This is a genomic window from Tomitella biformata AHU 1821, assembly GCF_000524475.1.
Taxonomy (GTDB): domain Bacteria; phylum Actinomycetota; class Actinomycetes; order Mycobacteriales; family Mycobacteriaceae; genus Tomitella; species Tomitella biformata.
In genome coordinates, this window is record NZ_BAVQ01000003.1 from 249,935 (window position 1) to 275,605 (window position 25,671).

Consider the following 25,671-nt stretch of genomic DNA (forward strand, 5'->3'; position numbering starts at 1 on the left):
GTTAGCCCCAGCCCGCCTGGTCCTCGCGGCTGACCTTGTCGATCCGTTCGAGGCGGCTCTCGGTATAGGACGCGATCTGGTCGACGACCACCCGCACGCGGTCGGCGTCGGACCGCGCGCGCTCCCAGTCCGCGGCCAGCATCGGGTCCAGCGAGCCGGGCGCGGCCGAGAGCAGCCACTGGGACAGCCGGTGGATGCGCTCGCGTTCACGGTCCTGGCGGCGCTGGTGGCCGGGGTCCGACATCACATAGCGCAGGGCGACGGTCTTGAGCAGAAGCACCTCGGCCTCGACGATCGGTGGCACGCACAGGTCCGCGTCGTAGCGGGTGAGGCGGCGCTCTCCCGTCACGTCGAGGGTGCCGGCGACCGCGGCCGACGCGAACCGGCCCACGAGCTCGCTGGTCATCTGTTTGAGCGCCACGGAAGAGGCCAGTGTCGCGTCATACCCCTTGATCGTGCGCACGACGGGCAGCTCGGAGAGCCGCTGGGCGGCCGCGATCAGCTCATCCACGGAGGGCCCGGAGAACTCGCGGCTGCCCATCTCGGCGAGTGCCCGCTGCTCGACGGGGTCGGCCAGCGCGCGCAGGTCGATCCGGCCGGCGATCACGCCATCCTCGACGTCGTGCACGGAGTAGGCGACGTCGTCGGCCCAGTCCATGACCTGCGTCTCGATGCACTGGCGCTGCTCGGGCGCGCCCTTGCGGACCCAGGCCAGCACGTCCGCGTCGTCGTCGTACGCCCCGAACTTCGCGCCGGGCTTGGGCCGGGTCCAGGGGTATTTCATGGCCGCGTCGAGGGCCGCGCGGGTGAGGTTGAGCCCGATGCTCCGGCCCTCGGAGTCGAGCACCTTCGGCTCGAGCCGTGCGAGGATCCGCAGATTCTGGGCATTGCCCTCGAAGCCGCCGCAATCGCGCGCCACCTCGTCGAGCGCGCGCTCGCCGTTGTGCCCATAGGGCGGGTGCCCGATGTCGTGGGCCAGGCCTGCGAGGTCCACCAGGTCGGGGTCGCAGCCGAGGCCGTTGGCGATGCCGCGGCCGATCTGGGCGACCTCGAGGGAGTGGGTGAGCCGGGTGCGGGGGGTGTCGCCATCGCGCGGGCCGACCACCTGGGTCTTGTCGGCCAACCGGCGCAAGGCCGCGCTGTGCAGGACGCGCGCGCGGTCCCGCGCGAACTCGCTGCGGTGCTCGCGGCTGGCGCCGGCCAGGCCGGCGGTCTTGGGCCCCTCGTCGCCGATGCGCTCGAGGTCCAACTCGGAGTACGTGCTCACTGGTCAACCACATCCGGGAAGTCGGCGGAGAAATGGGTCAATTGGTACCACAGCAGCGCGCCCGTCTCCCGGACGATGCCGTGCAGCTGCGAATCGCGGGTGTACACTGCGGGGCCGGTGCGCGTCGGCGCCGTCCAGGCCTCCAGGCCGGCGTCGCGCGCCATAGTGCGGGCACGCAGCGAGTGCCAGGGGTCCGACGAGATGACGACCGAATTGACGCCCCGCGCATGCAGCTCGTCCGCCACCCGGTCGATGCTCTCGAGCGTGTCGGAGCCCTCGCTCACGGGGATCACGCGGTCTGCCGGCACGCCGTGGGAGACGAGATAGTTCTTGCCAGCCTCGGCCTCGGTGTACACGTCGCCCGGCTGCTTGCCGCCCACAGTGACCACGAGCGGGGCGACGCCGTCCTTGAACAGCTCGGCGCCGCGGTCCAGGCGCGCCGCGAACACCGAGGAGGGCACCCCGTTGTACTGCGCCGCGCCCAGCACCAGCACGGCGCCGGCCGGCGTGAAGTTGTCGATCCGGGCCACCTGCCACACCCGGAAGGCAGCGCCGCACACCAGCACCGCCGAGACGATCAGCGCGCCGGCTATGCCGCGTCGAAGCCAACGGGCGATGGTGCCCCCGAAACCCAGTCCTGTACTCATCGCGGACCAGTCTGCCAGGCGCCATGTGGGTGCCGCCGAGCGCGCGCGGCGCGGCGGTAATATGCGCGAAGCATCACCTGCGGCTAGATTTCACGGTATGCCCCACGCCGCACGACGCCCCCTCTCCCGGACTCGCCCACTCGCCGCGCTCGCGATCTTGCTGGGGCTCCTGCTCACGCTCCTGGCCCCCGGGATGGCGACGGCCCAGGCCCCCCTGAACATGCCGACCCAGATCACGGACACCAACGGCTCGCTGGGCGGCAGCACCGCCGAGGTGCAGGCGGCGATCGACAAGCTGTACAGCGACACGAAGATCCAGCTGTGGGTGGTGTACGTCGACAGTTTCGACGGCCAGACCAACGAGCAATGGGCGCGGCAGACTTACCAGATGAGCCAGCTCGGCGACAACGCCATCATGCTGGCCGTCGCCACCGGCGATCGCGCGTTCTATCTGGCGGTGCCGACGTCCGGCACGGCCAGTCTCAGCGACTCGGCGCAGCGGTCGATCCGGGAAGACGACATCACCCCCGCGCTCGCGAAGAAGGATTGGCCGGGCGCGGCGACCGGCGCAGCCACCGGCATCGCCAGCGCGAAGTCCGGCGGGGGCAGCTCCGGGCTGATCTGGGTGCTGGTCGTCCTGGTGGTCGTCTTCGGTGGCGTGTTCCTGTGGGCCACGCTGCGTAAGCGCAAGCGGGCCGCCGCGGAGATCGCCGCCGCACGCGATGCCGACCTGTCCGATCCCCGGGCGCTGGACGCGCTCTCCGTGGACGCCCTGGACCAGCGGGCCCGCGACCTCCTCGTGGAGACGGACAACGCCGTGCGGACCAGCGCGGAGGAGCTCGAGCTCGCGGTCGACGAGTTCGGCGCCAAGCAGACGGAGCCGTTCCGGGTGGCTTTGGACAACGCGCAGCAGGCGCTGGCCGCGGCCTTCGGCATCCGCCAGCACCTCGACGACGCTATCCCCGAGACCGCCGCGCAGCGCCGCGCGATGCTCACCGAGTTGCTCACCCAGACCGACCGGGCCAACTCAGAGCTCAACGCGCAGTCCGCGGAATTCGACAAGATGCGGGACCTGCTCATCAACGCGCCCACCCGGCTCGACGCGCTCACCCAGAAGATGGTCGCCGTCACCGCCCGCTTCGACGGCTCCACGTCGAATCTCGCACGTTTGCAGGACCAGTTCGCCCCGTCGGCGCTTGCCTCCATCGCCCCCAACCTCGAGATGGCGCACGAGCGCGTGAGCTTCGCCGATGACAACATCACCGCGGCGCGCGAGGTCCTCTCCCGCCCCGCTGGCGCGCAGGGCCCGGCCGTGGCGTCCATCCGCGCAGCCGAGGCCGCACTGGACCAGGCGGGCCAGCTGCTCGACGCGATCGCGAGCGCCGACGCCGATATCCGGCAGGCCATCGCAGATCTTCCGGACACGATCGTGGACGCCCAGGAAGGCGCCGACGAGGCCGGCCAAATGCTCGAGTCCGGTCAGATCCTCGACCCGGCCCGGCGCCGCACCGTGGACTCGGCCCGCACCGCAGTGCTGGACGCCATCGCCGCGGCTGACGGGGCGACAGATCCGCTCGGCTCCTATCTGCGGGTGTTCGACACCGACGCCAAGCTCGACGCCCTGCGCGCGATCGTTTCCGAGAAGGCCGCCGAACGGCACCGCCTGCGCGGGCTGCTCGAACAGGCGCTGACCGCCGCGAACGCGCGGGTGCACGCGGCCGCCGACTTCATCGGCACCCGCCGCGGCGGCGTCGGCGCCGAGGCCCGCACCCGGCTCTCCGAGGCGCAGCGGTACCTGGCCGAGGCCACCCGCATCCGGGCGAGCGACCCCCCGCTGGCGCTGCAACACGCCCAGGGCGCCGGCACCCTCGCTGAGCAGGCGCTGCAGCTGGCTCAGAACGACGTGAACCGCTGGCAAAACCAGCAGGGCCCGTCGAACTTCGGCGGCGGCCGCGGCCGTGGCGGCGGAAACGTGGCCGGCGCCGTGCTCGGCGGCATCCTCATCAACTCGGTGCTACGCGGTGGTGGCGGTGGATTCGGTGGTGGCGGATTCGGCGGTGGAGGCGGCGGCGGATTTGGTGGCGGCGGCGGGGGCGGATTCGGCGGCGGGGGCGGCCGATTCTAGGTGCGCCCCCGCTCTGACCTGACGACGGCCGCGCGCGATACCGCGGCCGTCGGCTTCGGCCTCGTCCCGCTGGGGTTGGCCTTCGGCCTGCTCCTCGTCCAATCCGGCCTGCCGTGGTGGTGGGCCCCGATCTTCTCGATGACGATCTACGCAGGCTCGCTCGAGTTCCTGGCCATCGGCATGCTGATCGCCGTCACGCCCTTGGCCTCCGTCGCGGTGGCCAGCCTCATGGTGAACTTCCGGCACGTGTTCTACGGCCTGTCCTTCCCGCTGCACCGGGTGCGCGGGCGCGCGGCGAAGGCGTACTCGATGTACGCGCTCACCGACGAGGCCTATGCCGTGGCCGCCACGAAGGATCCGGAGTCGCTGAGCAGCTCGCGCATCCTGTGGATCCAGGTGCTGTGCCAGGTCTACTGGGTCGGCGGCGGAATCGTCGGCGCGCTGCTCGGCGCCGCGCTGCCCGGCGAGTTGCAGGGCCTGGAGTTTGCGCTGACCGCGCTGTTCGCCGTGCTGGCTATCGACGCGTTCCGAGTAAAACGGGACATCCCCACCCCGGTGTTGGCGCTGCTGAGCGCACTGGCCGCACTGGTGCTGGCCCGCGAGCAGATGCTGCTGGTCGCGATGGCGATCTTCACCGCGGCACTGCTGATCAGGTACTGGGCGACCCGCCGTGCCTAGCACCGGCTATCTCCTCGCCGCGCTGGCGGTAATCCTCATCGTGACGTTCGCGCTGCGGGCGCTGCCGTTCGCATTCATCGCCCCGGTCCGTTCCTCCGCGCTGCTGGCGTATCTGGGCGTGCACATGCCGTTGGGCATCATGTTGATCCTGACGGCGTACACGCTGAGCCCGGTGACAGCCGCGGCCTCCTCGTGGGGCCCGATGGCCGCCGCACTGGCGCTGACGGTGGGGTTGCAAGTGTGGCGAAGGAGCGCGCTGCTCAGCATCGTCGCGGGCACCGGCACGTATATGCTGCTCCTCGAGACTGTGGCATGACTCTCAACCATTGAATGGTCAAGCAAGTCGGTGTACGCGGGGCTTTCGGGTGCAACTATCCTTCTTGCCGTGACTGCGCATGTACAGAACCGCCCCGCCCCCGTCTCCTCGCGGATCAGCCACTCCGCGGCCCGCGGGAAGATCATGTCCGCGGCGGCCGCTGCGGAGCTTATCGAGCCCGGCCACACCGTCGCGATCAGCGGATTCGCCAGCGCGGGCACCCCCAAGGCCCTGATCCCGGCCCTGGCGGAGCGCATCCACCGCGTCCGCGGCACCGGTACGAATTTCACCATCAATCTGCTCACCGGCGCGTCGGTGTCCACCGAGACCGAGCGGCTGCTCTCGGAGATCGACGGCGTTGCCCTGCGCATGCCGTACCAGTCGGAGGCCACAGCCCGCCGCAACATCAACAGCGGCCGGATGGACTATGTCGACATCCATCTCTCGCACGTCGCCCAGCAGGTGTGGGAGGGCTACTACGGGGAGGTCGACGTCGCCGTGGTGGAGATCGCCGGCATCACCGAAGACGGCGAGCTGATCCCGTCGGCCTCTATCGGAAACAACAAGACCTGGCTCGACGTGGCCCACAAGGTCATCCTCGAGGTCAACTCCTGGGTGCCTGCCGAGATGACCGGCATTCACGACGTCTACTACGAGACCGCGCTGCCCCCGCACCGCAAGCCGATCCCGCTGCGCGCCGTGTCGGACCGCATCGGGCAACCGACCCTGCGGGTCGACATGGACAAGGTGGTCGCGATTGTCGAGACCAACGCGCGCGACAGCGCCAGCCCCCTGACCATGCCCGACGCGGTGAGCCAGGCCATCGCCGCACACGTGCTGGACTTCTTCAGCTACGAGGTCGCCGCCGGCCGACTGCCCGCGGGCTCCCTGCTGCCGCTGCAGTCAGGCGTCGGGAACGTCGCGAACGCCGTGCTACAGGGCCTCGACGCCGGACCGTTCAAGGGGCTGACCTGCTATTCCGAGGTCATCCAGGACGGCATGCTGCACCTGATCAAGCACGGCACAGTCGAGTACGCGTCGGCGACATCCCTCGCACTCTCCGACGCCGGCATCGACGAGCTCGTCGACAACATCGACTTCTACCGCAAGCACATCGTGCTGCGTCCGCAGGAGATCAGCAACCACCCGGAGCTGGTGCGCCGCCTCGGGATCATCGCGATGAACGGCATGCTCGAGGCCGACATCTACGGCAACGTGAACTCCACGCACGTGATGGGCACGAAGATCATGAACGGCATCGGCGGCTCCGGCGACTTCACCCGCAACGGCTACCTGTCCATGTTCATGAGCCCCTCCACGGCGAAGGGCGGCGCCATCTCGTCGATCGTGCCGATGGTCCCGCACGTGGACCACACCGAGCACGACGTGCAGGTGATCGTCACCGAGCAGGGCCTGGCCGACCTGCGCGGACTCTCGCCCCGCAAGCGATCCCGCGTGGTGATCGAGAGGTGCGCGCACCCCGATTTCAAGGACCAGCTGCTGGACTACGTGGGGCGCGCCGAGGCCTCCCCCACCCCCGGCAACACTCCGCACCTGCTCGGCGAGGCGCTCGCATTCCACCAGCGATACCTCGACACGGGATCGATGGCCGTACGCTAGCCCGATGACCCAGCACGCCCCGCCCTCGCACGGTGTCCGCCGCCCCCGCAATCCGCTCTCGATCCTCGCCCGCTGGCTGGGTAGGCACGAGACGCTGATGCGGCTGGCGCCGGCGATCATCTGGCTCGAGAGCCGCCTGCGTTCCTGGACCAATAATCGGGTGAGCCTCGTCGGCATCGCGGGCCTCGCGTCATTGCAGCTCACCGTGCCGGGCCGGAAGACGGGCCTCCCCCGGACGACGGCGCTGCTGTGCGTGCCCCTCGGCGATTCATACATCGTCACCGGGTCCAACTGGGGCCGGCCGAAGAACCCGGTGTGGTCGGTGAACCTGCTTGCCGCCCACGAGGCAGAGGTGAAGCTGGGCGCCGTCAGCCGCCGGATGAGTGTCCGACCGCTGGCCGGCCAGGAACGCGATCGGCTGTGGGAGGGCATCGTGCACTACTGGCCCGGCTATGAGATGGAGTTGCGCATCGCCGGCGGGCGCGAGTTCCGGATGTTCATGCTGGAGCCTCTGACCTCGACCGATCTCGGCCCGGACACCCTGGACGAGGACGGCCTGCGCTCGGCCTAATCCCCGCCAAACGGCCATGGGGGCGTCGCTGGTGCGCCTACCGAACGTCGCTGGCGAGCACCCCCATCCCCACCAGGAACTCAGCCTCCCGGACGCGGCGCAACCGATCCCGCGCCCGGCGAGCCTCATGCAACTGCGTCGCCCGCCTATCGGCCTGCACGCTTTCTCGATCGCTCTCCCTCACCACGGCCCTCTCCCCTTCACTCGCAACACAATCACAGTTGGTCGATCGTATAGCTGTAGCGGGCCTAAAGCCGCAGGTCGGCAAGCCTCATTGGTACATTTGATAGCTAGACGACCGTTCATGTGGTAGACATCACAACGCTGGGCGTAATGGGGAACGCCAGATGTTAGCGGCGAATATGTCCGCCAAATTTGGCCACTGCGGCGAGATCCGCACTCTGTGACGCGCCGAGCCGGCGGCCATCGCGCCGCGCGAAGCACTTGCCTAGAGGAGGCCTGCCCAAATGTCCCCTGCGCCACTGAACACCCCGGGTCCGCTCACGCTAGGAGGCGAGCCCGCCTCCACTGCGGTCCGCGACTTCGTCCCGCTGGCGGCCGATCTTATGACGCACTTCTCCCGCGCCAACCCGATCTTCAAGTCCTTCCACATGGAATCCGTGCATGAGGACTTGGTCGCGGTGACCGCGCAGGGGCTACAACTGGCGATCCGGCTCTTGGACCACAGGATGCTCCCCACCGACCGCGACCTGGACAGCATCCACACGCTGACTGTCCGACAAGCTCGCAAGGGCGTCCCGCTCAGCGCCATCCTCACCTTGACCGACGAGGGCATCAGCACCTTTCGCAATCTCATCCTCAGCCGAGCGGACGCCGAGGACACCGCCAATCTGAAGGAGCTCAACCACCTGCTGTTCACATTCGCGCAACGACTTCACTCCTTCGTCTCGGTCAGCTACCTGGCGGCGACCCCCGCGGGCACGCAGCTCGAGGAGCACTCCGCAGGCGCCCTCGTCAAGGCCATGCTGGATGGCGACGATCCGACCCAGCTCGCGTTGCAGCTGGGCATCGAGCTCGCACCCCGGTATCTCGTCCTACGGCTCCTCGTGAGCCTGCCGCAGCCTCGACCAGGTGCCCGGGACAGCGCGCACCAGCGCATCCAGGCCTACCGTGACCTCTCCGCGGCGCAAGCCACGATCGCCGCCCACTTCGGGGCGGCACTGCTCGAGGCCCCCGCTCCGCAGCGCGGCCTAGTCCTCATCGAGGGCACTCCCCACTGGGAATCAGTGTGCGAGGTCGTCCGCCAGGCGCAGGCCAAGATCGGGGTGCCGATCACGGCCATTGGCGAGGACGCCGCGCTCGCGGACGTCGCCGACGCCCAGGCCACCACCCGCGAGCTGGCGCACCTAGTCCGGCGGCTGGGGTTGCCGGCGCAGTCATACCGGATGCAGGACCTCGCGCTCGAGTACCAGTTGACCCGGAGCGGCCCCGGCCGCGACAGCCTGATCAACCTGCTCAAGCCACTCGACAGCAACCCGGAGCTGCTGCAGACGCTGTCCGTGCACCTGGCGAACGACCAGCACCGGCAGCGCACCGCGTCGGTACTGGGCCTGCACACGAACACCGTGGACAACCGGATCAAGCGCATCGCCCACCTGACCGGATTGGACCCGACTCTGCCCTCCGAGTTGATCAAACTGCGCGGGGCAATGATCTCGCTGGCCTTCGGCAGCACCGATACGGACAGTCGTCCAGTCAAATTGTGAGAATTCACATGACCCACTAGTAACCACCCACCCCGGACGCCCCAAACCCACTTTTCCCCACAGCGACGGGCTATAAAAAGTGTGGCGCAAATCACCGCGCTAACCTGTAACGAAAAAGGGGAACAACATGATCAATGGTCAGGATAACGCACTCCTCGGTGTCTTCGTCGACACGATCCTGCAGCTGTTCAACGCGGGCAGCACCGGCACCGGCTCGACGGATGGCGGCGGCGTCTCCTAGGGACGCTTTCGGGGCCCTGTGCGAAATCCTTCGCACAGGGCCCCGCTCTCGCCCCCACCACGCGAGGGGTGACCACACCGCCGTCCCCGCTGAGACCAGGAGCAAAAAATATGATCGCCGCACCAACCACCGGCGCGTTGGCCGTCGTCTTGAACACCGTCCTGCAGGCATTCAACGCGGGCAGCAGCTTCCTCTACACCAATAACTCCCCGATCCTCGGCGGCGGCGAAGATACCACCACGCCCGTGTCCGTGCCCTGACAGGAATCACCGTGATCAACCCGCAGCACATCCAGGGCAGCCTGGTTATCGACTTTGGCTCTCTCGCCAGCGCACTCGGCCTCGGCAGCGCCGGCCCCCTGGTGTCGTTCGGCAGCGCCGGCAGTCTTCAATTCAGCAGCGTCGGCGGATCTTGACAAACCACGCCGTCCCGCACGCTCGCATTCCCATCCATTCGCGCAACAGAAAGCAGGTCTCCCTGTGCCCACAATTCCACTCACCGGCGACCCCGTTGTCATCAACGTAATCGTCCAGCTCTTCAGCGCGGGCAGCAGCAATGCACTCGCCATGGGCGGCGTCGGGAGCAGCGGTCTCGGCAGCACCGGACTCGGCAGCTTCGACTCAGAGAGCCTCGGCAGCGCCACCTAGCATCAATCAATCCGCGCCAGACAGTATGAAGGGGTCCCGCTCAGATTTTTTGAGCGGAACCCCTTCACTTCTGTCTCACGGCGTCGACATGCGCCGCGCAGCCGACCCTGGCGCTTAGCTGCCGATCAGTCGCTGGGCCAGGTAGCCCTCAACCTGGTCCAGCGCGACGCGCTCCTGCGCCATCGAGTCCCGCTCGCGGATAGTCACGGCCTGGTCGTCGAGGGTGTCGAAGTCGACCGTGATGCAGAACGGCGTGCCGATCTCGTCCTGGCGACGGTAGCGGCGGCCAATGGCGCCCGCGTCGTCAAACTCGACGTTCCAGTGCTGGCGCAGCTGCTTGGCCAGGTCCTTCGCCTTCGGCGTGAGGTCGGCGTTGCGGCTGAGCGGGAGCACCGCGGCTTTGACAGGCGCGAGGCGGCGGTCCAGGCGCAGCACGGTGCGCTTGTCGACGCCGCCCTTCGCGTTGGGTGCCTCGTCCTCGGTGTACGCGTCGACGAGGAACGCCATCAGCGAGCGGCCGAGGCCGGCCGCGGGCTCGATGACGTATGGGACGTAACGCTCGCCATCGACCTGGTTGTAGTAGCTCAGGTCTGTGCCCGAGTGCTCACTGTGCGTCTTGAGGTCGAAGTCCGTGCGGTTGGCGATGCCCTCGAGCTCGCCCCACTCGCTGCCGGCGAACTCGAAGCGGTACTCGATGTCGATGGTCGATTTCGAGTAGTGCGAGAGCTTCTCCTGGGGGTGCTCGAACAAACGCAGGTTCTCGGGCGCGATGCCGAGCTCCGTGTACCAGCTCATGCGCTCGTCGATCCAGTACTTGTGCCACTCCTCATCGGTGCCGGGCGCGACGAAGAACTCCATCTCCATCTGCTCGAACTCGCGGGTCCGGAAGATGAAGTTGCCGGGGGTGATCTCGTTGCGGAAGCTCTTGCCGATCTGGCCGATGCCAAACGGGGGCTTCTTGCGCGAGGTCGTCAGGACGTTCGCGAAGTTGATGAAGATGCCCTGTGCGGTCTCGGGCCGCAGGTAGGCCAGGCCCTCCTCCGACTCGACCGGGCCGAGGAAGGTCTTGAGCATCATGTTGAAATCGCGCGGCTCGGTCCACTTGCCGCTGTTGCCGCAATCAGGGCAGTTGACGAGTTCCATCGACACGGAATCCGGGTCGTCGATGCCCTTCTTGGCCGCGTAGGCCTCCTGCAGGTGGTCCTGACGGTGCCGCTTGTGGCAGTTCAGGCACTCGACTAGCGGGTCGTTGAAGACCTCGAGGTGCCCGGAGGCCTTCCACACGTCGCGGGGCAGGATCACAGACGAGTCGAGCCCGACGGTGTCCTCGCGGCTGGTGATCATCGAGCGCCACCACTGGCGCTTGATGTTGTCCTTAAGCTCGACGCCCAGCGGGCCGTAGTCCCACGCCGACCTGGTGCCGCCATAGATCTCACCGCAAGGGAAGACCAAACCTCGGCGCTTGGCCAAGTTGACGACGGAATCGATGCGGTTGGATTTGCCTGCCAAGGGAGCCACTCCAGTCACGAGGTCCGCGGTGCGGACGGGTAGAGATACCGTGTCAGCCTATCCGGTCGGCGACCCTGTGCAGGAACCGCCCGATTCACAGCGCGGGAATCGCCCATTTGACATGCGCAATACTGCATATGAAAATGATTGTTATGACCATCGCCGAGGAGCCGCTGGACTCCCACACCGGCCACTCGCATTTCGACCATCCTCCGGTCCCCGACCGCGCCACCCTGGACTCCGCCGGCGAGCTGCTGCGCGCGCTGTCAGCCCCCCTGCGCATCGGGATTGTGCTGATGCTGCGCGATCACGCGTGCTGCGTGCACGAGCTAGTCGAGAACCTTGACGCCACCCAACCCCTGATCAGCCAGCATTTGCGCGTGCTCAAGGCCGCCGGCGTGGTGCGCGGCGAGCGTGCTGGCCGCGAGGTCCGCTATCGGCTGATCGACGACCATCTCGCGCACATCGTCGTGGACGCCATCGCGCACGCGCAGGAAGGCCAGCAATGACAACCCCAGCCCCTAAACCCGCGGTGCGCGCCACCCGCCAACGCAGCGCCATCAGCGCGCTGCTCGAGGACATCCCCGAGTTCCGCTCCGCGCAGGAGCTGCACGACGAGCTCCGCCGGCGCGGCGAGACGATCGGACTCACCACCGTCTACCGGACCCTCCAGTCCCTCGCCGAGGCCGACGCCGTCGACGTGCTGCGCACCGAGTCCGGCGAGGCCATCTACCGGCGCTGCTCCCTAGGGCACCATCACCATCTGGTGTGCAGCGAGTGCGGCTTCACCGTGGAGGTCGACGGTCCGGCGGTGGAGACGTGGGCCAAGGCCGTCGCCGCCGAGCATGGCTTCACCCGCGCCAGCCACACCGTCGAGGTCTTCGGGCTGTGCGCGGAGTGCAGCGCGAAGTGACCGCAGCCAGGTCCATCGCCCTGTTCATAGTCGCCGCACTGTTCGAGATCGGTGGTGCGTGGCTGATCTGGCAGGGCATCCGCGAGCACAAGGGCTATCTGTGGGTCGGCGCGGGAGTGCTCGCCCTGGGCGCGTACGGGTTCGTCGCCACCCTGCAGCCCGACGCGAACTTCGGGCGGATCCTCGCCGCCTACGGCGGGATCTTCGTCGCCGGCTCGCTGGCCTGGGCGATGGTGCTCGACGGTTTCCGGCCTGATCGCTGGGACATCACCGGCGCTGTGATCTGCCTGGCCGGGGTCGGCGTCATCATGTACTCGCCGAGGTAGGGGGAACCGCATGTCGCAGAGTCTCGACGACCGCCTGCATTGCACAAATATTCTCATCAGGCCCTGCACCAGGGTGTAGGTGTGTGCAGAGGCGGCTGAGTGCAGAGGCCTCAGGGCTTGCGCGCGACGAGCTTGTGGACCACGTCGAACGCGCCGCCGCGGCGGGCATCCTCGATCATGAAGCCTGCGGCCTCCAGGTAGGGCCCGGGCACGCGCATGAGGTGGTCGTGACCGAAGCGCACCGCCAGGGGGTCCACGGCCCGCATCATCGCCCTGACCAGTCCGTTCGCCGCCGGACCGTGCTCGGCCACCACGATCCGACCGCCCGGTCGCAGCACCCGGAACGCCTCGCGGCTCGCCTGCTCCGGGTCTGGAATGGTGCAGAACGTGAGGGTGGAGACGACGGTATCGACGGACTCGTCGCGCAGGTCCAACCGCTCCACGTCGCCCTGGCGTAACTCCACCCGCTGAAGGCCCTCCGCCGCCACCCGCTCACGCGCGACGTCCAGCATCCCCTCCGACAGGTCGATGCCGATGATGTGCGTCGCCTTGTCCCCATATAGCGGCAGGTTCAGGCCAGTGCCGACGGCGATCTCGAGCACCTCGCCCGTCGCCTCCCCGGTGGCCCAACCGCGGATCTCGCCCAGGAGATAGCGTTCCAGCAGCTGAATGCCACGGTCGTATTGGCCGGACATCTTGTCGAATGAGCGCTCGATGGCTGCGGCACTTGGCTGGCGCATGGGGGTTCCTCCGTGGGACTGGTTCACCCGAGCCTAGTGCGACGCGGCGGGCGTGGGCGGACCTTTCAACCCATCGAATCTGTCGACAACGTCGACAGATTCATCGCCGTCGCACCCGAATGTCTACGGAGGTGATCTCCACAGTCTGTGTGGACCGCCGTGAGATTCCCGCGGCCAAGCGGGACCAGGCCCGCCTGCGCGCGTCGGATCTGGGCAAGCGCTACGGCTGGCTCCACGCGCCTGCGGCTAGCGATCGGTGATCTGCGCGAGGACACGCGCGAGATCGTGCGCGCCGGCAGGCGTCCGGTCGGAGGTGCTGCCTGGGCGTTCTCAGATGTGGACGAATCCGGCCAGCTGCGGGGCGGCCTCGCCGAGGTGCTTGGCCTGGATGCCCTCGCCGATAGCTTGGAGTTTCCATCCGTCGCCGCCCCGGAACACCTTGGCCATCACCATTCCCGTGAACGGCATCCCGCCGTGCAGAGTGTAGCGGGCGAGCTCGTCACCGGCGGTGGTGGCGTCAATGAGCCGACAGAACGCGTTCTGCACCTGCTCGAACGTCTGCCCCTTATAAGAGGTGACGACGAACATGATGGTGTTGACGTAGGCGGGCACCCGGGTGAGGTCGACCATGATGACCTCGTCGTCGCCGTCGCCGGCACCGGTGCGATTGTCGCCCTGGTGCACCACCGAGCCGTCCTTGGACTGCAGCTGCCCGTAGTAGCAGACATCGGCGATCTGGTCGTCTGCGAACATGACCGCGGACGCGTCCAGGTCGATGTCGATGGCGCGGCTGCCGAACATCCCCCGCTTCTCGACCGGGTCCCAGCCCAGACCCATCTTCACCAGGGTCAGGGCGACGCCGCCGTCCTTGCGCAGGCTGACCCGCTGCCCCTTGACGAGGCTCACCGGCCGGCCCTTGGTCAGGTTGACCTCGGTGGACTGCGCCGGGGCCGGCGGCGAGGCTGCCGGTGCGGGCGCGGGGGTCGGCGCAGGCGCCGAGGCGGGCGCGTCGTCGACGCTGATGCCGTGGTCGGTGACCAGGTCTGCGAACCCACCGGCGTAGCCCTGCCCCACCGCCCGGACCTTCCAGGCGCCCTGGCGGCGGTACACCTCGAGCGCGACGACGACGGACTCGCTCGCCAGCCCGTCGATCGGGTACTCGTACAGCAGGCTTCCCGTCGCGTCGGCGACGCGCGCGGTCGGCGCGGGGAACTGCCCGAATGTGGCCCCCGGGTTGTCCAGGGTGATCACCGCGCGCACCAGGTCGATATCGGTGGGGATCTGGGCTGTGGTGATCTGCACTTCTGCGCCGCCGGGGCGGGTCAGCAGTTGGACGCCGGGGCCGCTGGGCTGGTTGAAGAAGACGAAGTCCGCGTCCGTGCGGACCTTGCCAGACTCGGTGAGCAGTAGCGCGGACACATCGGCCGGCGCGGATAGCGCGACGGAGATGGTGATCGTGTCGGCTTCCAGGGGCGCGTTCTGGCCTTTGGCGAGGGTGGGCATGCGGGGTCTCCTTCTCTCGGTGTCCTCGGCCCTCCGGCGGGGGCGCGTGACGGATGCGGCTGGGTCAGTCGATGATGCGGTGGCGGCGGGCTTCCCTGGTCCAGGCCGGGAACTCGGAGAGCAACCGGTCGTAGAGTTCGGCGTCGGGGATCTCGTCGATCTGGTCGACGGAGAAGAAGCCCACATTGTCGACGAGCCTGTCGGTGAGGTTGTCGAACTTCTCGAGAACCCCGAACCCGGCGCGGCCGAGGCCGATGAACTGCCAGAAGATCGGTTCGGCCACCGCGGCCCGCAGTTGCTCCTCGATCTCCTGGTTGCGGTGGACCCCGCCGTCGGAGAAGAACAGCACGAGGGTCGGGACGGACTGCGGATCGGCGGCGACCAGGGCGCGGACGTCGGCGATGACCTTCTGCTCCTCGTTCTGGATGCCGACGGCCCGCATGTCGACCTGGCCGGGTTCGAGGTTTTTCGCGCGGCCACCGAACAGTTTCAGCTGCCCGACGCGCACGTGCAGGCGGATCCACTCCGGCAGGTCGCTGAGCTCGAGGTCGGGCAGCCGTGCGCTGTGTGATGCGAACGTGAAGGCCTGCATGGCGCCGTCGTCGTCGAGGTGCGCGGCGACGGCCGCCATGCGCTCGACGATGCCGCCGACGATGCCCTTGGCGTAGAGCCCCCCCATCGACCCGGACGCGTCGAGGACCAGGACGATACGCGCCTTGAGCTGATCGCCGCCATGCTTTTGCAGCGACACCGCTACCTGCTTCTTGCGCAGGTCGAGGCGCTTGCGCATGTCCACCGGCAGGCGGTCCAGCGTCCCGGTCGGCAGCGCCATGGCCGGGGCGGCGGGCGCTGCCGTGGGGTCTGGGGCTGGGCCATCGTCGACGGCGACGCCGTGGTCGGTGACCAGCGCCGCGAAACCCCCGGCGTAGCCCTGCCCGACCGCGCGCACCTTCCAGGCGCCGTCGCGTCGGTAGAGGTCCACGGCGATGACGATCGACTCGGTGTCGAGACCGTCCATTCGGTACTCGAACAACAGTGTCCCGGCCGGGTCCCGCAGGTGCGTGACCGGCGGGCTGTGACGGCCGAAGGAACTGGTGGCGTCGGCCAAGGTGATGATCGCCCGAACCTGCGCGATCTCGGCGGGGATGGCGGCGAGGTCGACCGCGAGGCTGGCCGGCGCGCCCGCGAGTCCGGGCTGGAGGTGGACGCCGGGGCCGGCCGGCTGGTTGTAGAACACGAAGTCCTGGTCCGAGCGCACAATGCCGGCCTCGGTGACCAGCAGCGCTGACACATCCACGGCCGCGGATGCCGAGACGGTGATGATCATCTCACTGACGGCCAGGGGCGCGTTCTGCCCTCTGCTCAAATGCTGCGGCACGTCGACATCCTTTGCGGACCAATGGTTTCCGGACTGGTTGGGCGATGAGTCCAGGGGCGGATGTTCTCACCAGCGGTGATCAGGTTCTGGCCACCACATGATGTTATATCCCCCATCCCCATCTGCCGGCCGTCGCACCGACCGGAAGCCCACTCATACGATTTGCCGCGGACACGCGAATAGTCGACGACACAACGAAGGAACACCACCACCCAGCCTCGACCGCGACACCAGCGTCCCCACGCTCGTGCTGTTCTTCGCCGTCGACAACGCCGATGCCTCGCCGGACAGCCGCCTCTACGGGCTGTTGCTCTCGGAGTACGCGGACTGGTTGCGCGCCGCACGCGCCGCGGGTGTCCTCGCCTGATCACCATGGATGGCCTGCGCACCAAATGAGTTTGTGCCCCACCCCATAGCTGGGGTGGGGCACGATGCCCGGGGTGTCAGGGCTTGACTTGCACGCTCGCCGGCGCGTCGGCTGCTTCACCGACGTCGGGGTTGCGCTTGTTGCGAATGATGCTGGACACCAGCGCCGCAACGATCAGCACAACACCGGTCAGGCCGGTGACGATCTCCGAGACGTGGGTGCCGATCGAGTACAGCAGGATGAGCGAGAGGGCGCCGATGGCCCAGTGCGCGCCGTGCTCGAGGTACACGTAATCCGAGAGGGTGCCCTGCCGGACGAGGTAGACCGTGAGCGAGCGGACGAACATCGCGCCGACGAAGCCCAGGCCGAGCGCGATGATGATCGGGTCGGCAGTGATCGCGAATGCGCCGATCACACCGTCGAACGAGAACGACGCGTCGAGGACCTCGAGGTAGAGGAACAGGAAGAACCCGGCCTTGCCCGTGGCCTTGGCCAATTCACTGGGGCCGGTGCTGTCCTCGTCGACGTTGAACAACTCACCGAGCCCATTGACGACCATGTAGGTGATCATGCCCAGAGCGCCTGCGATCATCACGGTGGCGGTCTTGTCCTCCGGCGCGATGGCCGTGGCGGTGATGACCAGCAGCGTCGTCGCGATGACAACCTCGAGCTGGTTGAGCTTGCCAACCCGTGCCAGCGGCTTCTCGATCCACGACAGCCAGGTGATCTCCTTCTCCTCAAGCATGAATCCGAGGAACAGCATGAGGAGGAACATGCCGCCGAACGCCGCGATCTGCGGGTGCGCGTCGGTGATCAGCGTCTCGTAGCTGGCCGAGCCGTCGGGGAAGTACGCGGCGCCGTCCGCCGGCGGGTTCAACGCGAGGTCGAGCGCGGCGATCGGGCCGAGCCCGGAGGCGATCCAGACGATGACCAGCGGGAACACCAGGCGCATGCCGAACACGGCGATAACGATGCCGACCGTGAGAAAGATCTTCTGCCAGAACTCACTCATCCGCCGCAGCACGGTCGCGTTGATGACCGCGTTGTCGAACGAGAGGGAGATCTCGAGGATGGAAAGGATGGTGACCAGGAGCAAGGCTTGCGGGCCACCGTAGAGAAACGCCACCACGAGGGCGACGACGGTGACGGCAAACGAGACTCCGAAAATGCGGAGAACCACGAACGGTGGCCTTTCTCGGATTAGTCGGAACGTGACACCCTCATGGCCGCGTCACTCCAGAGAGGTGTGGAGAAGGCCGGAATCGAGGGCACTCGTGCTGGGGCCAGCTAGATCGGTGGCGGTGCGACCGATCGATCGGTCGCGCCGCAACCAAATTACATGTTCTAGACAGAGACTCCGAAATCGCGCGCGATGCCGGACAGGCCGGACGCGTAGCCCTGTCCGACTGCACGGAACTTCCAGTCCGAGCCATTGCGGTAGAGCTCACCGAACACCATGGCGGTCTCAGTGGACGCGTCCTCCGAGAGGTCGTAGCGGGCCAGCTCGGAGTTGTCGGCCTGGTTCACGACGCGGATGTACGCGTTGCGGACCTGGCCGAAGGACTGGCTGCGGGCGTCGGCGTCGTAGATCGAGACTGGGAACACGATCGAGTCGATGTTCGCCGGCACGGCAGCCAGGTTGACCTTGATGATCTCGTCGTCGCCGTCGCCCTCACCGGTGGTGTTGTCGCCGGTGTGCTCGATGGCGCCATCGGGGGACTTGAGGTTGTTGAAGAACACGAAGTGCTGGTCGGAGACGGCCTTCTTGTCCGCGCCCAGCGCGATCGCCGACGCGTCCAAGTCGAAGTCCTCCCCGGTCGTGACGCGCAGATCCCAGCCCAGGCCCACGGCCACCGCGGTCAGGCCCGGAGCCTCCTTGGTAAGTGAGACATTGCCACCCTTGGTCAGGCTCACGCCCATGTTTGTCCTCCTGGACTTGTTGTGCTGTGACAATTCCCGGCACGTGCCGGGAATCTGGTTTACAGCCTAGATTCAGCGCTGGCGCCTGCGACACGAAGCCATGCCATCGGAGCAGCCAGCAGTCTGAATAGTTCTCAGAGGTCGAACTCGCCCGGGTTGATCCCCACGGCGAAGCACGCTTCCTTGACCGCGTTCTTCTCGTGCTGGTCGAAGTCGCCATCCGCGCCACCGATGATGATGCCGATCTGGATCACCGCGCGCGCCTGCTCCGGCTTGGACTTGAGCTTGCCGATAGTGGCAGTCGCCTCGACCTTGCCGAAGTCGAAGTCGCCCTGCAGCTTGTCGCAGTACCAGTCGAACTTCTGTCGCAGCTCATCCGGGGTGAAGACCTTCAACGACTCATTCGACATGATCAGCGCGGCCGTCTTCTGCCGCTCCGCCGGGTCGATACTGCCGTCGGCGGCCGCGATCAACGCGCACATCGCCATCGCGCCGTTGGCGAACTCCTTGTTCTTGAACTGGGCAGTCTTCGTCTGCAACTGCCCGTTCAGCTCCTGGGTCTTCGCCTTGAGCTGGTCCCAGAATGCCATCGGTCCTCCTGTGTTAGGTGTAGGTGGCAACTAAAAGGGCCGCCACCTGAGTGGGGCTGCCCGATTACGGGTGGACGCGCGGTTGCGCGGCGCACTGCACTGCCAGGGTCGATACTAGGTGCATTTCTGGTCGGAGCTCCGCCTGCTGCACTTCGCCAGCCCAATTCGCCTGTCAGCGTTCGCGCTTGACGTCCGCTAGCGGGCCCCAATGCAGCGAAGGGGCCGACCCCACCGGGCCGGCCCCTCCACTGCATTTCAAGAACTACACCCCGGCGAGCACCTTCTCGGAGTTCGCGTCGATGCTCGAGTCGGATTCGCTCACGATGTCGTGGCCCTTCGTCTCGACCATCTTCCACACGCAGAACACGCTGACCAGCGACAGTGCCGCGAGCATGTAGCCGACGTACTCGGTGTGGCCGTTCGCCACGAACTGCGCGGCGGCCAGCGGGGGCAGCGCGCCGCCGAGGATCCCGGCGAGGTTGTAGCCCAGGCCAGCGCCGGTGTAGCGGTAGCGCTCGTGGAACATCTCGGGCAGCGCCGCGCCGGCCGGGCCGTAGGCGATGCCGAAGATCACCAGCGTGATGATCAGTGCCACCGCGAACAGCACGGGGTTGCCGGTGTTCAGGATCGGGAACAGCGCCAAGACCCAGACCACTGCCAGGATGCACGAGGACATGATGACCCGTCGGCGGCCGAGCTTGTCCGAGAGCATCGCGGAGCCCAGGATCGCGGCGCCGAAGAAGACCGCGGCCACCATGCCCATGGTCAGGACGAACGGCCGGGTGAAGCCGAGGGTCGCGGTGCCGTAGTTGGTCAGGAACGCGGTGCCGATGTAGAACAGCGAGAACAGGCTCGACAGCGCGCCGCCGGCGATCAGGATCTCCTTGCCCTGGAAGCGGATGGCGTCCAGGAACGGCAGCCGGTTGGCCGGGGCGCCGGTGGCGGCTGCTGCTGCGGAGTTGCGGCGCTGCACCTCCTTGAACACGGGGGTCTCGTCAACGGAGATGCGCACCCACAGGCCCACCGCGACGAGCAGTGCCGAGAGGATGAACGGCACGCGCCAGCCGATGGCCATGAATGTGCTGGTCGCGCCCATGTCGGAGCCGGCGGACAGGGAGAACAGCAGGAACGTGCCGCTGGAGAGGATGAAGGCGAACGCGGGGCCCATCTGAGGGAACGCGGCGTACAGCCCGCGCTTGCCCGGAGGTGCGTACTCGGCGGTCAGCAGCGTCGCGCCGGCCCATTCGCCACCGACCGCGAAGCCCTGCATGAACCGCATCGCCACCAGCAGCACCGGCGCGATGAGCCCGATGCCGTTGGGGAACAGCCCGAACACCCCGGTGTGCGTGCCCGGGAGCAGCCCGATGATCACCGTCGCGATGCCCATGATGAGCAGCGTCCACACCAGGGTCTGCTTGCGGCCGATCCGGTCGCCGAAGTGCCCGAAGATGATCGCGCCGACGGGCCGGGCGAAGAACGCGACAGCGAACGTCGCGAAGGATGCCATCGTGGCCATGCCGGGGCTCATGTCCGAGAAGAAGATCGTCGGGAACACGAGCGCGGCGGCGGTGCCATAGATGAAGAAGTCGTAGAACTCGATCGTGGTGCCGATGCTGCTGGCCAGCGCCACGCGACGAAGGCGAGCCTTCGACAGCGGCTGCGGTGTCGCGGTGGGTGTCGCCGCCGCGGGTGAGGTGGTGGGCATCAAACGCTCCTGGGGCTCAGGGCCACTGTGAGTGGCCTAACACCTCAGAACCGTAGTGATTATCACCACATCGTCACTACACCCAAAAGGGTGTAGCGACGATCTAGGGCAGGATCCCCAGGCTTCGCGCCCTGGTCACGGACTCGAAGCGGGTGCGGGTCCCCAACTTCTGCCCGGCGTTGCGGAGGTAGGCCTTCACCGTCTCCGGTTTGAGCGAGAGCCGCTGCGCCGTCTCGATGTTGGTGCAGCCGAGGGCCACCTGGGCCAGGACATCGATCTCGCGGACGGACAGCAGCGGGGCCGCCCGCATATGCGTCAGCACGGTCCCACCATCCCCGGCGCTCGACATCATCGGGTCGCTCCGGCTGATATCGGCCAGCTGCCCGCAGGCGCCCTCGAGGCGGTCCCGCACGGATTGATCGCCAATTTGGCCAGCGATCATCCTTAGCTCGGAGTACAGCTCACGGAGCATCTCGCGGTCGGTGCCCGCCACCCCGCCGGGCGCGTGCTCCACCGCCGCGGCCTCGGCATACTGGACCCGCCGATTGACCTCACGGCGAATCCGCAGCTCGTCAGACAATCCCCGCACCGCGTTGGCGACGGACCTGCGCACGCCGTCGCCGAAGGTCACCGCGGAGTGGTCGGCGCCGTAGAAGACCGCCTTAAGCCGGTTGTCCACCATCAGCGGGACCGCGATCATCGAGCGCAATCCCTCGGCGGCCACGTTGGAGCGGTATTCGGAGGTGATGCCGGACGACGCGCAGTAGTCGACCACCGCGGCGGCGCGGCCGGTATCCACCACCCGTCCGCCCAGACCGCTCCCGGTCCTGACGTCGAGGCCCTTTAGCGCACCTGTCCGCAGTCCAATGCCACCCTCAAGCCGCATGATCCGGGGCCCGACAATCCCGAGAAACGCGACCGGAAGTCCCGTTTTCGCGCGAATCTCCCGGAGGGTCGCGCGCACCGCGTCACCTTGAGGGTGAACTTCCAAGTCGTCGATGCCCAACACCTCCCAGCCGCTCCGCCCACCTGCGTGTACGCAGGGTCACTAAGTGTACCCGAGCGTGACCCGCGCACCTGGGAGTTCAGCCACGGGCCAAGTCCCGGCTGCCCCCCCCCCGCTCTGCCCTATCGCATGAACCGGTCGATGAAGGTGTTGCTGAATGGCGTGGTCCCAGTTCCCGTCGCCGCCCTGGCGGAACGTGTTCGGCACAGTGCGGGTGAGGAACTCCTCGTCCTGACACGCGGCCTCGTCGGTGAACGCCCAGCCCTTCGACCACTCCGGCCGGAAGGTGGCGTAGTCGCCGGAGTAGTTCGCGACCATCCACCGCTCCATCTCACGAAGGAATGCCGACAGCCCCGGCGTACTGCCCCTTCGACGCGTAGTGGGTCATCCGCTCGTTCAGCCAGCTCGTCATCTCATGGATCACGCGGGCGATGTTGGACCGCTTGGTGATCACGGCGCCGCCCCCGGCGACCACGCGCACCGTGGTGTGCCGCAGATAGAACCTGCATGCCCCTGGCAACCTGCCCCAGGGGCGTGGTCCCGTCTCGGAGAGGTTGTCGGAGAAGAAATAGTTGTACGGGCCGTGCACCTCCTCAACGAAGCTCTCGTAGGTCCGCCCCGGCGACCCGGGCGGCGCGAACAGCTCCCGCCACGGGATATCCGTGAAGCTCTGGCACCGCAAGCGGTAGTTCTCCCCGGCCTGCAGCGTCACCGACGTGATGAAGGTGCGCCCGAGGTGCGTCAGGAAGGCGGTGCTCTCGGAGTCCGTCCGCGCGAACTCGCGGAGCACATAGGAGCCCGCGGCGTCATCCCACACCACGGCGGTCAGTGCGGTGATCAGGTTGCTCAGCGAGCCGAAGGACTGTCCGGGGGTGACGGTCTCACCGGCGGCGGGGTACGTCGCGCCGATCGCGAGGGCGCCCGCGATGGACAGATCCCCGATCGCCGGCGAGTTGGCCCAACCCAGGCCCCGCCCCTGCAGCGCCGTGAGGATCGACTTGACGCTGGCGCCGGAGCCCGCCGTCACCGTCGAATGCGGTCCCGCGCTGTGGATGGCGACGGCGTTCAAGTGCACCATGGTGTCCACCAAGAGCACTCGATCGACGGGCTCCCCCGCGACCACCGTCAGGGGGCTCCAGCCGTGCATCGTGCCGCGCGCCCGGAGCGTGTACCCGTTCTCCCGCGCCCAGTTCGCGAGCGTGACGACATCATCGGCATGCCTGGCGTAGGCCTGCTGGGACAACGGGATCCCCGCCGGGAATGCGGGTGGGGCCGGCAGCGTGGATTGCGGGCCCCAGGGCACCGCCCCCGCGGGCGACCAGGTCAAACCGGCAAGGGCTAGCGCGCCTGCGCCGGCCGCGAGAAACCCCCGTCTGCTTATCGATCTGGTCGTCGATCTTTGATCCGCCGCGCTGTGTGCCACTGAACTCGCCTCTATCGAATGGGATGTACGTCATGCCCAATCTCGAACAAGATCTATTCCTGTGCCACTGGCCTATTAATCCGCGCAACCCAGACCCCCTGCTTGACAAAAGTCGTACCGTCAATCCATAGTCATTCCACTAATGAACTAGTGAAAGGGCAATGGATGATCGAGTTCCGCATCAACCGGCAATCCGGCCTCCCCACCTATGCCCAACTGATCGCGCAGGTGAAGCAGGCGCTCCGCTTGGGGATCCTCGTTCCCGGCGACAAGCTGCCCACCGCGAAGGACGTCGTCGGCGAGCTCGCGATCAACCCCAACACGGTGCTCAAGGCCTACCGCGAACTGGAGCATGAGGGCCTCGTGGCGGCAAAACCCGGCCTCGGCACCTTCATCACCGCCTCGCTCGCCAAACCCGGCATGGCCGAGCGAGCCGCGCTAAGTGAGGAACTCACGCAGTGGATCCGCCGCGCCGTCGCCGCCGGCCTCGAGCGCACCGACCTCGAGGCCCTCGCGGCCGACACCCTCGACGCCGAATTCGGCCCCGACACAGGAGAGACCACATGACCGCGCTCGCCATGGAAGATGTGCACAAGAGCTTCGGCAGGAAACGCGCGCTGCGCGGCTGCACCTTCCAGATCCCCCAGGGCAGCGTCACGGCCCTCGTCGGCATGAACGGCGCGGGCAAGTCCACACTGATGTCGATCGCCGTCGGTCTGCTCACCGCGGACTCCGGAGACATCGTCGTGCTCGGCCAGACCCCCGGCCAGTCCGGCATCAGCAAGGGCCTGTCATATCTAGCGCAGCACAAGCCGCTGTACCCGTCGTTCACCGTTGCGGAGACGCTGCGCTTCGGCAAGGAGACCAACCCCGACTGGGACCAGCCGTACGCTCTGAGCCTGATCGAGTCCGCCAACATCGCGCAGGACTCGAAGGTCAAATCCCTCTCCCCCGGCCAGCGTGCCCGCGTCGCCCTGGCCCTCGCCCTGGGACGACGCCCGAAGCTCCTGCTGCTCGATGAGCCCCTCGCCGACCTCGACCCGATCGCCCGAAGGTCCATCGCCGGGGCCCTGATGACCGACGCCGCCGAGCGCGGCACCACCATCGTGCTGTCCTCGCACATCATCGCCGAGCTCGCCGATGTGTCCGACCGCATCCTGCTGCTCGGCGCCGGCCGAGTTCGCCTGTCCTGCAGCCTCGATGAGGTCCTGGCAGATCATCACCGCCTGCTCGGGCCGGCCAACACTGAATACACCGGCTCCGGCGCGGTGGTCGAGACTCGTTCCGGCGCACGGCAATCCACGTTGTTAGTGCAGGGACCGCGCCCGACGCCCGCCGAGGGCTGGCAGATCGAGACCCCGACGCTCGACGACATCATTATCGCCCACCTGTCCGCCGCAGAATTGGAGTCCAAATGATCTGGGCCACTTGGCGCCAGCACCGCGCCAGCCTCATCGCCGCGCTGAGCGTGATCGGGCTGCTGATCGCCGCCGTCGTGGTCAGCACACTGATCCTGCGGCCAACCGGCGCGGTGCAGTTCCTCGGGGGCTATAGCGTCTGCTATGAATCCGGCTCCGCGGCCTGCAAGGCGGAGACGGTTCTCGACTTCACCACCCTGTTCTCTACGGTCCTGCCCCTGCTGCTCGGCGTCTTTGTCGGCGTGACGGTGTTCGCCCGTGACATCGCGCGCGGCACCCACGTGCTGGGGCTGTCGCAGTCGGTGAGCCGCGGCCGGTGGTTCTGGTCGAAGCTGCTGGTGGTGTTCGTGCCAGTCGTTGTAGCCGCGACCGCTCTCGGGGCCGCGCTGCAGTGGTCCCGTGGGTTTACCTTTTGGGCCCGCAACGGCTCCGTCCTGGATTTCCCGACGTTCCAGTCCTCGGCCCTGTTGCTGGGCGCGACGACCGCGTTCGCGCTGGCCCTCGGTGCCGCGATCGCCCTGCTCCTGCGCCGGTCCCTGGCCTCGATGGCGCTGACGGTGGTAGTCGCCGGTGCGGTCCTGGTCTCGCTCGGGGCCTTCGCCCGGCCGCACTACGCCACCCCGGATATCGACGCGCAGAGCCTCGACAACGGAATGCCCTACTACTCGTTTGGAACCACCAGCGACAACCAGCGAATCTGGACCGTCAGCTCCGGGTATGTCGACGCCGCTGGCCGCGGCATCACGATCGACCGCGGGTCCTGCCAGATCTATCAGGAAGACCAGGACTACCCCGAAGCCGCACCGGAGGAGACCACCGCCGCATTCGAGGCGCGATCGAAGGCGTGGCACGATGCCCACACCGCGACCGAGGTCGAGTGCCTACGGGCGCAGGGCGCGGACCACTATCAGATCAAGTACCACCCGGAGAGCCGGTTCTGGCGCTTCCAGGTCACCGAGTCCGCGATCCTGCTGCTGCTCGCCGGCGCCCTGCTGATCCCCGCACGGTGGGGGCTGCGGCGGCTGCGGCCGTAG

Annotated in this window: 29 protein-coding genes and 1 pseudogene; 17 read left to right on the forward strand and 13 right to left on the reverse strand. The window is 67.6% G+C overall.

Annotation, left to right across the window (positions count from 1 at the left end; translation table 11 throughout):
• Position 1: 1 nt before the first annotated feature.
• Both TBIF_RS02145 and TBIF_RS02150 read right to left on the reverse strand, forming a co-directional pair.
• Positions 2–1,267, reverse strand: a complete 1,266-nt coding sequence (locus TBIF_RS02145) for a deoxyguanosinetriphosphate triphosphohydrolase (RefSeq protein WP_024793237.1) — start codon at positions 1,265–1,267, stop codon at positions 2–4.
• Positions 1,264–1,914: a YdcF family protein gene (locus TBIF_RS02150; RefSeq protein ID WP_024793238.1), complete on the reverse strand. Its 651-nt coding sequence runs from the start codon at positions 1,912–1,914 to the stop codon at positions 1,264–1,266. Before TBIF_RS02150 ends, TBIF_RS02145 begins: the two co-directional genes overlap by 4 nt.
• Before the next feature lie 97 nt (positions 1,915–2,011).
• Between TBIF_RS02150 and TBIF_RS02155 the strand changes: the two genes are divergently transcribed.
• The 5 genes from TBIF_RS02155 (at position 2,012) to TBIF_RS22680 (ending at position 7,224) form a co-directional block, all read left to right on the forward strand.
• Positions 2,012–4,039: a TPM domain-containing protein gene (locus TBIF_RS02155; protein ID WP_024793239.1), complete on the forward strand. Its 2,028-nt coding sequence runs from the start codon at positions 2,012–2,014 to the stop codon at positions 4,037–4,039.
• The gene (locus tag TBIF_RS02160; RefSeq protein WP_024793240.1) at positions 4,040–4,717 is read left to right on the forward strand and encodes an AzlC family ABC transporter permease; all 678 of its coding nucleotides are present in this window, start codon (positions 4,040–4,042) and stop codon (positions 4,715–4,717) included.
• Positions 4,710–5,033 (forward strand): branched-chain amino acid transporter permease, encoded by a 324-nt coding sequence (locus TBIF_RS02165; protein ID WP_024793241.1) that lies wholly within the window; start codon positions 4,710–4,712, stop codon positions 5,031–5,033. The genes TBIF_RS02160 and TBIF_RS02165 overlap by 8 nt, the downstream gene beginning before the upstream one ends.
• Before the next feature lie 69 nt (positions 5,034–5,102).
• Positions 5,103–6,653 carry a succinyl-CoA:acetate CoA-transferase ScpC gene (scpC, locus tag TBIF_RS02170; RefSeq protein WP_024793242.1) on the forward strand — a complete coding sequence of 517 codons (1,551 nt, stop codon included), beginning with the start codon at positions 5,103–5,105 and terminating at the stop codon, positions 6,651–6,653.
• A 4-nt stretch (positions 6,654–6,657) separates the two neighbouring features.
• Positions 6,658–7,224: a nitroreductase family deazaflavin-dependent oxidoreductase gene (locus tag TBIF_RS22680; RefSeq protein ID WP_024793243.1), complete on the forward strand. Its 567-nt coding sequence runs from the start codon at positions 6,658–6,660 to the stop codon at positions 7,222–7,224.
• A gap of 37 nt (positions 7,225–7,261) precedes the next feature.
• Here the strand turns inward: TBIF_RS22680 and TBIF_RS25585 are convergent, their stop codons facing one another.
• Complete coding sequence (locus tag TBIF_RS25585; protein WP_158506303.1) at positions 7,262–7,411, reverse strand: hypothetical protein; 150 nt, start codon at positions 7,409–7,411, stop codon at positions 7,262–7,264.
• A gap of 280 nt (positions 7,412–7,691) precedes the next feature.
• On the opposite strand from TBIF_RS25585, the gene TBIF_RS02185 reads away from it, so the two are divergent.
• The 4 genes from TBIF_RS02185 (at position 7,692) to TBIF_RS25895 (ending at position 9,839) form a co-directional block, all read left to right on the forward strand.
• On the forward strand, positions 7,692–8,951 hold the full coding sequence (locus TBIF_RS02185) for a PucR family transcriptional regulator (RefSeq protein WP_024793244.1): 1,260 nt from the start codon (positions 7,692–7,694) through the stop codon (positions 8,949–8,951).
• Between the two features lie 351 nt (positions 8,952–9,302).
• Positions 9,303–9,452 carry a hypothetical protein gene (locus tag TBIF_RS25885; RefSeq protein ID WP_162835008.1) on the forward strand — a complete coding sequence of 50 codons (150 nt, stop codon included), beginning with the start codon at positions 9,303–9,305 and terminating at the stop codon, positions 9,450–9,452.
• Between the two features lie 11 nt (positions 9,453–9,463).
• Positions 9,464–9,607 (forward strand): hypothetical protein, encoded by a 144-nt coding sequence (locus TBIF_RS25890; RefSeq protein WP_162835009.1) that lies wholly within the window; start codon positions 9,464–9,466, stop codon positions 9,605–9,607.
• Between the two features lie 64 nt (positions 9,608–9,671).
• Complete coding sequence (locus tag TBIF_RS25895; protein ID WP_162835010.1) at positions 9,672–9,839, forward strand: hypothetical protein; 168 nt, start codon at positions 9,672–9,674, stop codon at positions 9,837–9,839.
• A gap of 114 nt (positions 9,840–9,953) precedes the next feature.
• On the opposite strand, the gene TBIF_RS02210 is transcribed toward TBIF_RS25895, so the two are convergent.
• Complete coding sequence (locus tag TBIF_RS02210; RefSeq protein ID WP_024793245.1) at positions 9,954–11,348, reverse strand: glycine--tRNA ligase; 1,395 nt, start codon at positions 11,346–11,348, stop codon at positions 9,954–9,956.
• 152 nt (positions 11,349–11,500) lie between these two features.
• On the opposite strand from TBIF_RS02210, the gene TBIF_RS22685 reads away from it, so the two are divergent.
• Genes TBIF_RS22685 through TBIF_RS02225 form a run of 3 tightly spaced genes read left to right on the forward strand, consistent with a single transcriptional unit; the run spans position 11,501 to position 12,587 of the window.
• The gene (locus tag TBIF_RS22685; protein WP_051461310.1) at positions 11,501–11,857 is read left to right on the forward strand and encodes an ArsR/SmtB family transcription factor; all 357 of its coding nucleotides are present in this window, start codon (positions 11,501–11,503) and stop codon (positions 11,855–11,857) included.
• Entirely contained in the window at positions 11,854–12,261 is a 408-nt protein-coding gene (locus TBIF_RS02220) for a Fur family transcriptional regulator (RefSeq protein WP_024793246.1), read from the forward strand. The genes TBIF_RS22685 and TBIF_RS02220 overlap by 4 nt, the downstream gene beginning before the upstream one ends.
• Entirely contained in the window at positions 12,258–12,587 is a 330-nt protein-coding gene (locus tag TBIF_RS02225; RefSeq protein WP_024793247.1) for a YnfA family protein, read from the forward strand. Before TBIF_RS02220 ends, TBIF_RS02225 begins: the two co-directional genes overlap by 4 nt.
• Before the next feature lie 110 nt (positions 12,588–12,697).
• Here TBIF_RS02225 and TBIF_RS02230 read toward each other — a convergent pair whose 3' ends face one another.
• Complete coding sequence (locus TBIF_RS02230; RefSeq protein WP_024793248.1) at positions 12,698–13,327, reverse strand: class I SAM-dependent methyltransferase; 630 nt, start codon at positions 13,325–13,327, stop codon at positions 12,698–12,700.
• Between the two features lie 131 nt (positions 13,328–13,458).
• Between TBIF_RS02230 and TBIF_RS26410 the strand changes: the two genes are divergently transcribed.
• The gene (locus TBIF_RS26410) at positions 13,459–13,587 is read left to right on the forward strand and encodes a hypothetical protein (protein WP_268746890.1); all 129 of its coding nucleotides are present in this window, start codon (positions 13,459–13,461) and stop codon (positions 13,585–13,587) included.
• A 70-nt stretch (positions 13,588–13,657) separates the two neighbouring features.
• Here the strand turns inward: TBIF_RS26410 and TBIF_RS02235 are convergent, their stop codons facing one another.
• A complete protein-coding gene (locus TBIF_RS02235) occupies positions 13,658–14,830 on the reverse strand; it encodes a TerD family protein (protein WP_024793249.1) in 1,173 nt (390 codons plus the stop codon).
• 64 nt (positions 14,831–14,894) lie between these two features.
• Positions 14,895–16,208, reverse strand: coding sequence for a vWA domain-containing protein (locus TBIF_RS02240; RefSeq protein WP_235174433.1), 1,314 nt, complete (start codon positions 16,206–16,208; stop codon positions 14,895–14,897).
• Positions 16,209–16,455: 247 nt separating this feature from the next.
• Here TBIF_RS02240 and TBIF_RS26080 point away from each other — a divergent pair, with 247 nt between their 5' ends.
• Positions 16,456–16,575 (forward strand): VWA domain-containing protein, encoded by a 120-nt coding sequence (locus TBIF_RS26080; protein WP_235174435.1) that lies wholly within the window; start codon positions 16,456–16,458, stop codon positions 16,573–16,575.
• Positions 16,576–16,651: 76 nt separating this feature from the next.
• Here the strand turns inward: TBIF_RS26080 and TBIF_RS02250 are convergent, their stop codons facing one another.
• The 6 genes and pseudogenes from TBIF_RS02250 to TBIF_RS22690 all read right to left on the reverse strand — a co-directional run bounded on the left by TBIF_RS02250 (position 16,652) and on the right by TBIF_RS22690 (position 23,219).
• Positions 16,652–17,755, reverse strand: coding sequence for a DUF475 domain-containing protein (locus TBIF_RS02250; RefSeq protein WP_024793251.1), 1,104 nt, complete (start codon positions 17,753–17,755; stop codon positions 16,652–16,654).
• A gap of 164 nt (positions 17,756–17,919) precedes the next feature.
• Positions 17,920–18,495 carry a TerD family protein gene (locus TBIF_RS02255; protein WP_024793252.1) on the reverse strand — a complete coding sequence of 192 codons (576 nt, stop codon included), beginning with the start codon at positions 18,493–18,495 and terminating at the stop codon, positions 17,920–17,922.
• Between the two features lie 134 nt (positions 18,496–18,629).
• A complete protein-coding gene (locus tag TBIF_RS02260; protein WP_024793253.1) occupies positions 18,630–19,085 on the reverse strand; it encodes a tellurite resistance TerB family protein in 456 nt (151 codons plus the stop codon).
• A 262-nt stretch (positions 19,086–19,347) separates the two neighbouring features.
• On the reverse strand, positions 19,348–20,790 hold the full coding sequence (locus TBIF_RS02265; RefSeq protein WP_024793254.1) for an MFS transporter: 1,443 nt from the start codon (positions 20,788–20,790) through the stop codon (positions 19,348–19,350).
• Positions 20,791–20,893: 103 nt separating this feature from the next.
• Positions 20,894–21,754: a LuxR C-terminal-related transcriptional regulator gene (locus TBIF_RS02270; RefSeq protein ID WP_024793255.1), complete on the reverse strand. Its 861-nt coding sequence runs from the start codon at positions 21,752–21,754 to the stop codon at positions 20,894–20,896.
• Between the two features lie 84 nt (positions 21,755–21,838).
• Positions 21,839–23,219: pseudogene (locus TBIF_RS22690) on the reverse strand (cholesterol oxidase substrate-binding domain-containing protein).
• Positions 23,220–23,369: 150 nt separating this feature from the next.
• Here TBIF_RS22690 and TBIF_RS02280 point away from each other — a divergent pair.
• From TBIF_RS02280 to TBIF_RS02290, 3 genes are read left to right on the forward strand one after another with little or no spacing between them, the layout of a single operon-like run.
• A complete protein-coding gene (locus TBIF_RS02280) occupies positions 23,370–23,786 on the forward strand; it encodes a GntR family transcriptional regulator (protein WP_235174437.1) in 417 nt (138 codons plus the stop codon).
• Positions 23,783–24,637, forward strand: a complete 855-nt coding sequence (locus TBIF_RS02285) for an ABC transporter ATP-binding protein (RefSeq protein WP_024793257.1) — start codon at positions 23,783–23,785, stop codon at positions 24,635–24,637. Before TBIF_RS02280 ends, TBIF_RS02285 begins: the two co-directional genes overlap by 4 nt.
• Positions 24,634–25,671, forward strand: coding sequence for an ABC-2 membrane transporter-related protein (locus TBIF_RS02290; protein ID WP_024793258.1), 1,038 nt, complete (start codon positions 24,634–24,636; stop codon positions 25,669–25,671). Before TBIF_RS02285 ends, TBIF_RS02290 begins: the two co-directional genes overlap by 4 nt.

What these genes read in the sequence shown, in the direction of transcription:
- TBIF_RS02150 (WP_024793238.1), bottom strand. Translation starts at nt 1,914, where the DNA reads ATGAGTACAGGACTGGGTTTCGGGGGCACCATCGCCCGTTGGCTTCGA.
- TBIF_RS02155 (WP_024793239.1), top strand. Translation starts at nt 2,012, where the DNA reads ATGCCCCACGCCGCACGACGCCCCCTCTCCCGGACTCGCCCACTCGCC.
- TBIF_RS22680 (WP_024793243.1), top strand. Translation starts at nt 6,658, where the DNA reads ATGACCCAGCACGCCCCGCCCTCGCACGGTGTCCGCCGCCCCCGCAAT.
- TBIF_RS02185 (WP_024793244.1), top strand. Translation starts at nt 7,692, where the DNA reads ATGTCCCCTGCGCCACTGAACACCCCGGGTCCGCTCACGCTAGGAGGC.
- TBIF_RS25885 (WP_162835008.1), top strand. Translation starts at nt 9,303, where the DNA reads ATGATCGCCGCACCAACCACCGGCGCGTTGGCCGTCGTCTTGAACACC.
- TBIF_RS22685 (WP_051461310.1), top strand. Translation starts at nt 11,501, where the DNA reads ATGACCATCGCCGAGGAGCCGCTGGACTCCCACACCGGCCACTCGCAT.
- TBIF_RS02220 (WP_024793246.1), top strand. Translation starts at nt 11,854, where the DNA reads ATGACAACCCCAGCCCCTAAACCCGCGGTGCGCGCCACCCGCCAACGC.
- TBIF_RS02230 (WP_024793248.1), bottom strand. Translation starts at nt 13,327, where the DNA reads ATGCGCCAGCCAAGTGCCGCAGCCATCGAGCGCTCATTCGACAAGATG.
- TBIF_RS02235 (WP_024793249.1), bottom strand. Translation starts at nt 14,830, where the DNA reads ATGCCCACCCTCGCCAAAGGCCAGAACGCGCCCCTGGAAGCCGACACG.
- TBIF_RS02255 (WP_024793252.1), bottom strand. Translation starts at nt 18,495, where the DNA reads ATGGGCGTGAGCCTGACCAAGGGTGGCAATGTCTCACTTACCAAGGAG.
- TBIF_RS02260 (WP_024793253.1), bottom strand. Translation starts at nt 19,085, where the DNA reads ATGGCATTCTGGGACCAGCTCAAGGCGAAGACCCAGGAGCTGAACGGG.
- TBIF_RS02265 (WP_024793254.1), bottom strand. Translation starts at nt 20,790, where the DNA reads ATGCCCACCACCTCACCCGCGGCGGCGACACCCACCGCGACACCGCAG.
- TBIF_RS02285 (WP_024793257.1), top strand. Translation starts at nt 23,783, where the DNA reads ATGACCGCGCTCGCCATGGAAGATGTGCACAAGAGCTTCGGCAGGAAA.
- TBIF_RS02290 (WP_024793258.1), top strand. Translation starts at nt 24,634, where the DNA reads ATGATCTGGGCCACTTGGCGCCAGCACCGCGCCAGCCTCATCGCCGCG.